The sequence below is a fragment of the Nesterenkonia sp. E16_10 genome, assembly GCF_017347085.1.
Classification (GTDB): domain Bacteria; phylum Actinomycetota; class Actinomycetes; order Actinomycetales; family Micrococcaceae; genus Nesterenkonia.
Genome location: NZ_JADPSA010000009.1, coordinates 18766 through 30506 on the forward strand (window position 1 = coordinate 18766; position 11741 = coordinate 30506).

Below are 11741 nucleotides of genomic sequence, written 5' to 3' on the forward strand. Positions count from 1 at the left end.
GTCAGGTCTCCGTCGCCGGTGCCATTGATGCCGTTGCGGGTTCGCTGGAGTCCATCGAGGAGAGGTCCGTGGAGGCGTACTGGTCATCCTGCAGCCGCTCTTCTGGCTTGGCACGGAGCTTCGGTGCCGGCGGCGTCCATGGCTTCAATCGTTGAACCACTCGCCCGTAGAAGTCATCGATGGAGGTCCCCACGGAATCGATGAACGAGGACTTCGCCCGTGTGGACTTTGCGACACCCATTGGATAGATGTGCGTGATCTTGAAGCGGCTGATCTCTTTATCCGCTTCCGGGGCCAGCACTTTCTCATCCGCACGAATCTCACTGATGGGAGCGGCCAGTTTTCGACCTCGCCCACTCGCCTCGATGACGACGTTCTCCAGGTCCTCGGGGAGCTGCCGCATGAGCCACCGCACTCGGGTCTCGCTGCGCGCGTGGCCTGACGCAGGCACGGTCACCGAGACGTGAATCTGCTGACCTCGAAGATCACATTTCACCTCGAGGTCGGCCACCGTGTCCGGGATGCGGATCTTCGCAGCCAGGCAGCTGTCCGCCACCAGCTCATCGACGAGTTCTGCCGTACGTTCCTTGGGGTTCTGCAACTGTCGCCGGGGAAGCTGCGGAAAGACCTCCGTGCCCAGTTTTTGCCCCAGTCTGAGACAGGTGTACCGGATGAGCGCATCGAACTTCGTCGCCACATCCACGACGTCAGGATCACTCTTGCGCAGCACACCTTTCCTCGCGTCTTCGCGAACTTTGGTCCACGTCGAACCCATGTCGGTGAACGCCAGCGCCCCAGAATTGTCGTGTTCTAAATACCGAATGAGCTCACCGAGAATCCAGGCCTGATCTGGGTCTTGGACTCCGTGAACTTCTTTCTGCATCAATGCGATGGAGACAATCCGGACCCATGAGAAGTGGTACACCGGCACGCTCTTGACCTTGCGCTTGTCTAGTGCCAGCGGGTGGCTTCCCATCACCGGCGGGATCTCATTGGAGATGGTGATGACGGCGTCGTAGCCGTTGTCCTTGGCGAGGTCGAGGTAGTTCTCGACCTGCTCCACTTCGAGGTGGTTGGACGAGGTCTTCACCTCGACCAGCGCGGTCCATTCTCGCTTGCCCCTCGACACTCGTATCACCCCATCCGGGCGCAGGGACTTCTTCCCGAGGTCAAAGGGGACTTCCACGTAGGTCTCGACGTGGCCGGCAGGAGCGCCACAGGGCTTCAACAATGCACGGCCGAACTCGTCGACAGCACTGATGACTGCTAGCAGGGCGGAAGTAGCTCGTCGTTCCTGCTCGATCGGACTACCGATGCCAGAGGTGGGAATCAGGCGGGCTTCATGCCAAGTCTTCGGAACCATTCGAATACCCCTTCGTACGCGAGAATTCACTCGAGCCTATAGGCATTCTCAAATTAGGTGTGGAATCTTCCCGAAAATTTTAACGACCACGTTCATCGGGCAGGAAACGCGCAGGATCAGGTCTGGTTCTTGAAGACCACGAGGAACTTGCGGGCTTCCTCTTTGGTCAGCGGGGAGTGCGTGGAGAGCAGCTCTGCCGCCTGGTCCACCCGGTCATCGCGCAGCAGCGCGTAGAGCTGATCGTGGACCCAGGGCTCGAGGTCATCGTGGGAGAGTGTGATCTTCTCCTCGCCGCGCTGGACCTCGAGGTGGAAGCCGGCCATCTCTTCTTCCTCGGTGTCCCAGTCCTCCGGGATGGTGAGCTCGTCCTCGGGGTTGAACCCGGACTCTTCCATCAGTCGCTTGGCGCGGGCGTCCACGTCGTGTGGAGCGTCGGCCTCGCGTCGGGGCTGGTCGCCGCCGGGGATGTTCGGGATCTGCTGGGAGTTCTCGCCGATGATCTCCCCGGTGTGCGGGTCGGCCTCGCCGATGGGCTTGGTCGGGTCCTGAGTCGACGCGTCACGCCCGGAGGAGTCTGCGTCCTCTCGGACTCCGTCGATGGCGTCCTCCACCAGCTCCCCGTCGAGGACCTCGTCCTCGGTTCCGGGGCGATTGCGGCTCTCCGCGGGGCCGACGCTCGCGCCGCCGTCGGAGCCGGTCATCTCGTCTTCCATGCGCAGCTCTGAGGGGGCCTGCTGGGGGTAGGCATGCAGCGCCTGGACTGCGATGATGCAGTCCTTGACCGGCGCTCCGGTGGACTGCTTGAAGATCGCCAGCGCACGCCGGCCATCCTCCGCGCCGATGGCGCGGTAGAGCTCGCGGTGCTGCTCGTCCGAGAGCGCCAGCGCAGCCTTGCGCGCGTTCTCCGGCGTCACAGCCACCTTGATGCCGTCGTTGAGCTTCTGGGCCTGCCGCTGCATGAGCATGCGAATACCCAGGAACAGCGCGACGCCGATTGCAAGGACCACCAGTATTTCCACACTGTTAGTCTACGTCGGTTCTCCTGGGCGCGGGCTAGATGAACCCTGCTCACGTACGATAATCCTCGTGACTATTGATCTTTCAGCCTCATTCAAGGCATATGACGTCCGCGGACTCGTGGACGAGACCATCACCGAAGAGTCGGTGCGCGCCGTGGGCGCCGCATTCGTCGACGTCCTCGGACTCGCCGGACAGACCGTGCTGGTCGGCGGTGACATGCGCGCTTCCTCCGCCGACTTCGCCGCGGCCTTCACGCAGGGCGCCAATTCCCGCGGAGCCGATGTGACCCAACTGGGCCTGATCTCCACGGACATGCTCTACTTCGCCTCCGGCACCATGGAGGCCCCGGGCGTGGTCTTCACCGCGAGCCATAACCCCGCGCAGTACAACGGGATGAAGATGACCAAGGCCGGAGCCGTGCCGCTCTCCGCCGAGACCGGGCTCGAAGAGATCCGCGACGCCGCCCAGGCCTACCTCGACGCCGAGGAGATCCCCTCCGTGGATGAACCCGGCTCGATGAAGCTGATCAACATCCTGGCCCAGTACTCCGAATACCTGCGCTCCCTGGTCGACCTCTCCGGGATCAGGCCGCTGAAGGTCGTCGTCGACGCCGCCAACGGCATGTCCGGGCTGACCACCGGCGCGGTGCTCGGCGATGACCTGCTGGCAGCACTGCCACTGGAGATCACCCCGCTGTTCTTCGAGCTCGACGGCAGCTTCCCCAACCACCCGGCCAATCCGCTGGAGTCGGAGAACCTGCGCGACCTGCAGGTCAAGGTCCGCGAGACGGGCGCTGACATCGGTCTGGCCTTCGACGGCGACGCGGACCGCTGCTTCGTGATCGATGAACTGGGCGAGCCCGTCTCCCCCTCCGCGGTGACCGCACTGGTGGCCCGCCGCGAGATCACCCGCGCACAGGCTGAAGGGGAGGAGACCCCCGTGGTCATCCATAACCTGATCACCTCCCGCGCGGTGCCCGAGGTCGTGGAGCAGGCCGGCGGCCGCGCCGTGGAGACCCGAGTGGGCCACTCCTACATCAAGGCCGTCATGGCCGAGGAGCAGGCGATCTTCGGCGGAGAGCACTCCGCGCACTATTACTTCCGCGAGTTCTTCAACGCCGACACCGGCATGCTCGCCGCCATGCACGTGCTCGCCTCCCTGGGCGGACAGGAGCGACCGCTGAGCGAACTGGCCGCCGAGTTCAACCCCTACTCGGCCTCCGGAGAGATCAACTCCGAGGTCGAGGACAAGGCCGGCGCCGCCGAGCGGGTCGAGGCGGCCTTCACCGACCGCGACGCGGAGATCTCACACATGGACGGGCTCACCGTCCGGGCCGCCGATGGCACCTGGTGGTTCAACCTGCGCCCCTCCAACACCGAGCCGTTCCTGCGGTTCAACGGCGAGGCTCACAGCTCCAAGCAGATGGAAGCCGTGCGCGACGAGGTCCTCGGGCTGGTCACGCAGAGCTGATCACGCAGTTCTGATCATCTGATCGAGCGCTGGGCCCGGCACCTGGTGCCGGGCCCAGCTGCTGTTCATCGACCTCAACGTCCGCTGATCACGCTCAGCTGCGCGTGGAGCGCTTGAGCAGCCACAGCAGATACGGCGGACCCAGCACGGCGACCACCAGCCCGGCCGGCAGCTGATCCGGAGCGATCACGGTGCGCCCGAAGGTGTCCGAGACGGAGACCAGCACCGCGCCCAAGAGTGCGGCCACCGGTAGGAACCACCGGTGTTCCCGGCCCACGAGCATGCGCGCCATATGCGGGGCCGCCAGGCCCACGAAGCTGATCACGCCCACGCCGACCACCGCCACCGCGGAGAGCAGCACGGCGATGATCAGCGCGGTGGCGCGCACCCCGGAGAGTCGCACCCCGAGGATCCGCGGGGTCAGGTCATCGATGCTGATCAGGTCCAGCTCCCGGCGCAGGAAGATCAGCACCGGGATGGAGAGCAGCAGCATCAGCAGGATCGGCGCCAGGTCGCTCCAGGTGGTCCCGAAGGTGGAGCCGCCCAGGAACGAGATCGCCATCGCCTGGTTATAGGGGTTCGTCGAGGAGATCAGCAGCTGGGTGATCGCCTGCGCGGCGGTCATGACTCCGATCCCGACCAGCACCACCTTCTCGGGCGAGCTGCCGCGAGAACCAGCCAACAGGAACACCACCAGTCCGGCGAGCACCGCGCCCACGGCGGCCCCGGCGGACATGGTCCAGGCGGAGGTGTTGAACAGGATCAGCGCGATCACGGCGCCGGCGCCTCCGGAGGCGGCGACCCCGAGGATCCCCGGGTCCGCCAGCGGGTTCCGGGTCACGGTCTGCACCAGCGCGCCGGCGATCGCGAGCACCCCGCCGGCCAGCACCGCCGCGGCGACCCGGGGGCTGCGGAAGTCCAAGGTGATCTCAATGGCGCGGGCGGCCTCCCCGGAGAGCCACAGCGCGACGTCGCCGAGGCGCAGCCACCAGTCCCCCAGCAGCATGCCGGCCCCGGCGAGCACCATCAGCAGCACCGCGGCGGCGATGGTGAGCGTGACCCGGCGACTCAGGGTGATCCCATGGGGCAGCGGCATCGCGGAGATCTCCTGATTGCCCCCGGCGCTGCGCATGCGCAGCGCCAGCACCACCAGGAACACCGCGCCGACCAGGGAGGTGACCACGCCGGTGGGGATGGCCACGGCCAGGTTGGGACCGGCGACCGCGAAGACCAGGGCGCGGACCGCGACGTCGGCGCCGATCACGATCAGCGCACCCAGCAGCGCGGAGGCGCTCAGTGCCCAGGTGAAGCGGCCCAGCCGGCTGACCCGGGAGGACAGGAGGCGCACGATCGCCGGGGCACACAGACCCACGAAGCCCAGCGGGCCCACCATGGTCACCGCAGCCGCCGAGAGCGCCACGGCGCAGACCAGCAGGCCTGCGCGGAGGAAGGCCACATTCACGCCCATGGACTGCGCGGTGTCGGCACCCAGGGAGAGCACATCGGTGCTGCGCGCGAGCAGCACGAGTCCGATGGTCGCGGCGATCACCACCGGCAGCAGCGGCAGCAGCCCGGAGAGCCCGGCCAGGTTCAGCGTGCCGGCGCCCCAGAGGAACAGCCCCTGGGTGGACTGGGCATAGAGCATCAGCAGCGCCGCGGTCACCGAGGCCAGCCCCATGGCCACCACGGTCCCGGCGAGCACCAGTCGGATCGGGGCGTGTTCGGAGAACCCGGCGAGCAGCAGCACGACGCCGGCGGCCACCCCGCCGCCGAGGAAGGCCAGCGCCGCAGAGCTCAGCAGCGGCAGCGAGACCCCGAAGGCGGCGGCGGCGGTGAGCGCCAGGTGCGCCCCGGCGTTGACCGCCAGGGTGTCCGGGGAAGCCAGCGGGTTGCGCGTCATCGCCTGCAGCGCGCACCCGGCGATGCCCAGTGCGGCCCCGACCACGAGCCCGCCCACCAGTCGCGGCAGCCGCGAATCCAGCGCGAGGGCGCGCAGCTGGGCGGCGGAGGCGCCGTCGTCGGAGCTGAAGAGTGCCGCCAGCAGGTCCCAGGGTGAGGTGGCGGAGGTCCCCTGGGCCAGATGCACGACCGAGAGCAGCCCCAGCAGCACACCGGCGATGACCAAGGCGCCCAGTGCGGTGGCACGCGCCTTCGCCGGCGACCCGGCGGGGTCCAGGGGAAGCGTCCTCGGCGCCTCGGCGGCACTCTTCAGTTCAGTCACTACTGGCCGGCGGTCTCGACTGCGGTCTCGGCGAGGTAGTCGATCCACTGACCTGCCGAGGCGGGTCCGCCATAGATCCAGATCTCCTCCACCGGGTGGGTGGCTTCATTCTCGACGAAGCCCAGCGAGGTCCAGACGGAGTTGTCCTCGAGTGCGGAGAACGGATCCTCCGGCTCAGTCTCGGCGGTCCACCAGTAGAGAATCGTGTCATCCTCGAGCGCGGTCAGGCCCTCGACATCGGACTGGCTGATCGCGAAGGCCTCATCGCCTTCGTCCTGCCAGGCCGATTCCAGGCCGATCTCCTCGCCGAGTGTCTGCGCGAGGGCTCCTGGGCCATGCATCCGGAAGGTGGCGGTGTTGCCCTCTACGGTCGGGTAGACCAGCACAAACGGGGTGCCGGCGATTCCGGCCTCCTCGATGGCCTCGGCGCCGGCGTCGCGGGTCTCCTCGAACTCGGCCCAGACCTCGTCGGCGCGGTCCTCGGCGCCGAGCAGCTCGGCGGTCATCCGGAAGTTGTCCTCCATATTGCCCAGCGGGTCCGAGGCGTCAGCCCCGGGCTGCAGCACCACCGGGGCGATCTCCTCGAGATCCTCCAGCAGGCCCTCCGGGACCGAGACGTCCACGCCCAGGATCAGGTCAGGATCGGCCTGGCCGATGGCTTCCAGGCTCGGCTCGGTGCGCAGCCCGACGTCGGTGGTGTCCTCGTCCAGCGGCGCTGCGGAGTTCCACACCCCGTAGCCCTCCAGGTCAGCGACGCCGACCTGGTTTCCGCCGAGGATCTCGACGTTCTCCGTCTGCGCCCATTCCAGGGTGACCACGCGTTGCGCGGGGGCATCCAGGGTGATCTCCTCGCCGCGATAGTCGGTCACGGTGACCGGGCCGGAGTCCGCGGCCGCGGTGTCCTCCTCGGTGTCTTCGACATCGGTGGTGCCACAGGCGGTCAGCGCCATCAGGACGACGGCGGCGGCCGCAGACGTCCTGCCGAGGCGGGGAGAGAGGTTCATAGTGGAGAGAGTTCCTTTCAGTAAGGGTTAAACAGGGTGTGGAAACTGTGGGCCGGCAGGGGTGAATCAGGGCAGGGCGCAGCGGAGACACAACCTGCGCGGAGGCGGCGGGCAGGGACGAAACGGGAGGGAATGGCGGGGAGGGCTAGGCGGAGAGCAGCACCGGTTCTGCCAGCTCCTCGGCCCGAGCACTCAGGCGCCTTCCGGAGCGCTGGGCGCGCACCGCGAGTCCTCCGAAGGGAAGCGTGGCCACCTGGATATCCACCCCGAAGGTGGCGCTGAGCCGTTCGGCGGTCATCACCTCGGCGGGGGTTCCGGTGGCGGCGATCCGTCCTTCCGAGACCAGGATGACGCGGTCGGCGATGTCGGCGGCCTGTTCCAGGTCGTGGAGCACCACCCCGATGGTCAGCCCGTGGGTGTCGGCGAGATCCCGGATCAGATCCAGCAGGCTCATCTGGTGCTTGAGATCCAGGAACGTGGTGGGTTCATCGAGCAGCAGCACGTCGGTCTCTTGGGCCAGGCAGGTGGCGAGCCAGACCCGCTGGAGCTGTCCGCCGGAGAGCTCCGCAACCGGACGATGCCGCAATTCCTCAAGGTCGGTCAGCGAGATCGCCCGTTCCACCGCCGCCACACAGGCCTCATCGGTGCGGCTGAAACGTCTCCGGTGGGGATGTCGGCCGAGTTCGACCACCTCGGACACGGTGAGCCCGCCGGGGGTGGGGCGCTGCTGGGCGAGGATCGTGAGCCGCTTGGCGAAGGCCCGCGGCGAGAGAGCCGCAGAGTCTGAGCCGTCCAGAGTCACGCGCCCCGTGGTGCGGGCGAGTCGGCAGATGCCGCGCAGCAGGGTGGACTTGCCGCTGCCATTGGGGCCGATCAGGGCGGTGACCCCGCCGGGAAGCAGCTCGACGCTGGCGTCGTGCACCACCGGGGAGGCTCCGTAGGAGACCGAGACAGACTCTGTTCGCAGCGTGGAGGGCATTCGATTGATTGGCACATCTGCATGTTAGCAAATTATTGGGAAGGTGAACCTAACTTTGCGTCACGAGTTCTGGCGGAGCAGTTCTGCGGATACACCCCAGAGCCTTGCGGCATTCTCTGGGTCCAGCGCGTAATCCCTCACGCCATGGGTGCCGTTGATGATCTCCGGGACCACCTCCGCCTCCTGGCAGTCCTCCAGATACAGCCCGCCGATGCCCTCGAGCAGGGGCGAGGCGGCGGCGAAGACCGATGTCGCCGCCCCCTGTGCCGGGGACTTCATGGCTATACCGGCGCGCTCGACATATGCCTTGGTCTCGGCGAGCGCCTGCGGCTCCCAGTGGCGCTGCAGGTTGGTCCAGATCCCACCGGGCATGACGGCGTTGACCGCGATGCCCTCCGACGCCCATCGGCGGGTGGCCTCCACGGCGAACAGCACATTGGCGGTCTTGGACTGCCCGTAGGCATGCCCCGGGTCGTAGGCCCCACGATCGAAGAAGAGATCCTCGTAGCGGATGTCTGACATGTCGTGCCCGCTGGAGCTGACCGAGACGATCCGGGCGCCTCCTGCCTCGACCAGTCGTGGATGCAGCCCCAGCGCGAGCGCGAAGTGGCCCAGGTGGTTGGTCGCGAACTGAAGCTCCCAGCCCTGCGCGGTGCGCAGCTCGGGAGTCATCATGATGCCGGCATTGTTGATCAGCAGATGCAGCGGACCGGAGAAGGCCCTCGTGAAACGATCGACCGAGTCCAGATCCGCCAGGTCCAGTCCTCGGACATCGAGAGACGCCGCCGGGTGCGAGCGGAGAACGTCCTCGGCGGCTCGGCGCCCGGCTGGCACGTCGCGCACCGCGAGCACCACATGAGCACCGGCCCCTGCCAGGGCGCGGGCGGTCTCGATCCCGATTCCTGAGGATGCCCCGGTCACGACCGCTGTCTTGCCCTGCAGGTCGACCCCCTCCAGCACCTCCTCGGCGGTGCTGGTCGCGGTGAAGCCAGAATCGGACGAAGAGATGAGGCGCGCCATGACGAAGGTCCTTCCAGCCCGGGGTCACATGAACCCCATCCTGCCCCCATAAGCTGAACCCATGACAGTCTCCAGCCCGCTGCCCGAGACCCCGGACCCGGCGGACGCCGCCCCCGGGGAGCCCACGCTGACCATGCTCAACCCCGACTTCCCGTTCAGCTACGACCACTACCTGGAGCACCCGGCAGGGCTGGGCAGCCTCCCCGAGCAGGCCCAGGGCACGGAGGTGGCCGTGATCGGGGCCGGGCTGGCCGGCGTCGTCGCCGCCTATGAGCTGATGAAGCTGGGGTGCAAGCCGGTGATCTTCGAGGCCGGGGAGATCGGCGGCCGGCTGAAGACCCAGTCCTTCGCCGCGGCCCCGGAGGTGGTGGCCGATCTGGGCGGGATGCGCTTCCCCACCTCGGGCAAGGCCTTCTACCACTACGTGGATCTGCTGGATCTGCCGACCCGGGAGTTCCCGAATCCGCTCACCGGAGCCGCTCCCTCCACGGTGATCGAGCTCAAGGGTCAGGCGTTCTACGCCGAAGATGCCAGCCACCTGCCGCCGTTCTTCGCCGAGGTGGCCCAGGCCTGGCAGCGCGCGCTCACCGAGGAGGCCGAGCTGGAGGCGGTGCAGCAGGCGATCTGTTCCCGCGACGTCCTCGAGCTGAAGCGGCTGTGGAACCAGCTGGTGGAGCGCTTCGACGATGAGTCCTTCTACGGGTTCCTCTCCTCCAGCCAGGCGTTCCAGGAGCTGAGCTTCGAGCACCTGGAGGCCTTCGGTCAGGTCGGCTTCGGCAGCGGGGGCTGGGACACCGACTTCACGAATTCGATCCTCGAGGTGCTGCGCGTGGTGTTCACCGGCGCCGATGATCACCATCGCAGCATCGACGGAGGTGCCCAGCGGCTGCCGGTCCAGCTGTGGAAGCACCGCCCCGAACGGCTTGCCCACTGGTCCCCTGGTACCTCGCTGGAGTCGCTGCATGGCGGGGCCCCTCGCGGTGCCGTCTCCGGGATCCACCGCGGCAGCAACCCGGCGCTGCCCGGCGGCGGGGTGCGGGTCACCGAGAAATGGGGCCGCACCCAGGAGTTCGCCGCCGCGGTGGTGACGTGTCAGTCCTGGCTGCTCTCCGCGCGGATCGACACCGATGAGAACCTCTTCGCTCCCTCGATGTGGACCGCGATCGAGAAGAGCCACTACATGCTCTCCTCCAAGACCTTCGTCATGGTGGACCGGCCCTTCTGGCGCGACATCGACCCGGAGACCGGGCGTCCGGTGATGTCCATGACGCTCACCGACCGGCTCCCGCGCGCCACCTATCTGCTGGATGAGGGCCCGGAGCGGCCTGCCTCGATCCTGCTCAGCTACACCTGGAACGACGATGCCTTGAAGTGGCTCCCGCTGGACGCCTCGGAGCGGACCCGACTGATGCTGCATTCACTGGCGAAGATCTACCCCGGGGTGGACATCGGCGCGCATATGATCGGTGAGCCGATCACGGTCTCCTGGGAGGCCGACCCGAACTTCATGGGCGCCTTTAAGAACAACCTGCCCGGGCACTACCGGTACCAGGAGCGGCTCTTCGGGCACTTCGTCCAGGAGCAGCTTCCGGAGCACCAGCGTGGGGTCTTCCTCGCCGGCGATGACATCTCCTTCACCGCCGGATGGGCCGACGGCGCGGTGACCACCGCGCTGAACGCGGTCTGGGGGGTGCTGCATCACCTGGGCGGGACCGCCGCGGCGGAGAACCCCGGGCCGGGCGACGTCTGGGCGGATCTGGCCCCGATCCGGCTGGACTGAGCGGCAGGGCCCGGCTCAGCGGCAGCGCCCGGCGCCCTGGCTCGGCGCCCGGGCTGGGCCACCCGGCCCGGCGCCCCGGGGGAAAACCATTACAGCCAGTTCCGGTGGAGCTCCGCGCGCCGATCCTGCAGGTAGTCCGCGCTGCCGGAGCCTGCGTCCTGGCTCGGGTCCGGCAGGTCCACGACCAGCAGACCCGGCTCCACGCCCAGCTCCCCCAGCGGCTGCCCTGCGGGTCCGACGACGACGCTGCGCCCATCGAAGACCAGCTCGCCCTCCGGGCCGCAATGGTTGGCATAGGCCAGGGTGATCCCGTTCTCCACCGCGCGGGCGGGCAGCAGGATCCCCGGCACCGAGGCCTCGTCTCCTGCCAGGGCGGTGGGCACCAGCAGCAGTTGGACCCCGCGGGCCGCGGCGGCCCGGACCATCTCGGGGAACTCCACGTCGTAGCAGACCAGCAGGCCCAGCTGCCGTCCGTCCCAGCTGAACACCGGCGGCGGCTGCTCGCCCGGGATGAAGGCGGCCTTCTCCTCTGGCCCGTAGAGCTGGACCTTCTGGTAGCCGGCAAGCACCTCCCCGTGTTCATCGGCGAACTCGGCGGTGATCCCGCGCTGCTCCGGCGCCTCGGGGCCGGGAAGCGACCACACCATCGCGATCCCGCGGTCCCGGGCGATGTCGCGCAGCCTGGACCGCGCGGCGTCGACCTGTTCCGCGCTGACCTGGGCGCGAATCTGCGCCGGGACGTAGCCGAAGCCGAAGAGCTCCGGGGTGAGCAGCAGCTGGGCCCCCTGCTCGCTCGCCTGGGCCGCGGCGTCGTCGATCAGGTCCAGATTGTGCGCAGGATCCAGCGGACGGGCGGTGTGCTGCATCAGTGCGATTCGCATGGG

General features: G+C 67.9%; 9 protein-coding genes. 2 read left to right on the forward strand and 7 right to left on the reverse strand.

Going from position 1 to position 11741, the window contains the following annotated elements; all coding sequences use genetic code 11:
* Position 1: 1 nt before the first annotated feature.
* A complete protein-coding gene (locus I2487_RS03370; RefSeq protein WP_255545910.1) occupies positions 2-1363 on the reverse strand; it encodes a hypothetical protein in 1362 nt (453 codons plus the stop codon).
* A gap of 116 nt (positions 1364-1479) precedes the next feature.
* On the reverse strand, positions 1480-2382 hold the full coding sequence (locus I2487_RS03375) for a hypothetical protein (RefSeq protein ID WP_207169749.1): 903 nt from the start codon (positions 2380-2382) through the stop codon (positions 1480-1482).
* A gap of 67 nt (positions 2383-2449) precedes the next feature.
* Here I2487_RS03375 and I2487_RS03380 point away from each other — a divergent pair, with 67 nt between their 5' ends.
* Positions 2450-3853, forward strand: a complete 1404-nt coding sequence (locus I2487_RS03380) for a phosphomannomutase/phosphoglucomutase (protein ID WP_345941322.1) — start codon at positions 2450-2452, stop codon at positions 3851-3853.
* 94 nt (positions 3854-3947) lie between these two features.
* Here I2487_RS03380 and I2487_RS03385 read toward each other — a convergent pair whose 3' ends face one another.
* The 4 genes from I2487_RS03385 to I2487_RS03400 form a co-directional block, all read right to left on the reverse strand.
* On the reverse strand, positions 3948-6074 hold the full coding sequence (locus tag I2487_RS03385) for an iron ABC transporter permease (RefSeq protein ID WP_345941323.1): 2127 nt from the start codon (positions 6072-6074) through the stop codon (positions 3948-3950).
* Positions 6074-7078, reverse strand: coding sequence for an ABC transporter substrate-binding protein (locus I2487_RS03390; protein ID WP_207169714.1), 1005 nt, complete (start codon positions 7076-7078; stop codon positions 6074-6076). Before I2487_RS03390 ends, I2487_RS03385 begins: the two co-directional genes overlap by 1 nt.
* 145 nt (positions 7079-7223) lie before the next feature.
* On the reverse strand, positions 7224-8072 hold the full coding sequence (locus I2487_RS03395; RefSeq protein ID WP_345941324.1) for an ABC transporter ATP-binding protein: 849 nt from the start codon (positions 8070-8072) through the stop codon (positions 7224-7226).
* A 45-nt stretch (positions 8073-8117) separates the two neighbouring features.
* A complete protein-coding gene (locus I2487_RS03400) occupies positions 8118-9077 on the reverse strand; it encodes an SDR family NAD(P)-dependent oxidoreductase (protein ID WP_207169715.1) in 960 nt (319 codons plus the stop codon).
* A gap of 61 nt (positions 9078-9138) precedes the next feature.
* On the opposite strand from I2487_RS03400, the gene I2487_RS03405 reads away from it, so the two are divergent.
* On the forward strand, positions 9139-10857 hold the full coding sequence (locus I2487_RS03405; RefSeq protein ID WP_207169716.1) for a flavin monoamine oxidase family protein: 1719 nt from the start codon (positions 9139-9141) through the stop codon (positions 10855-10857).
* An 89-nt stretch (positions 10858-10946) separates the two neighbouring features.
* On the opposite strand, the gene I2487_RS03410 is transcribed toward I2487_RS03405, so the two are convergent.
* The gene (locus I2487_RS03410) at positions 10947-11738 is read right to left on the reverse strand and encodes a carbon-nitrogen hydrolase family protein (RefSeq protein WP_207169717.1); all 792 of its coding nucleotides are present in this window, start codon (positions 11736-11738) and stop codon (positions 10947-10949) included.
* Positions 11739-11741: the final 3 nt, after the last annotated feature.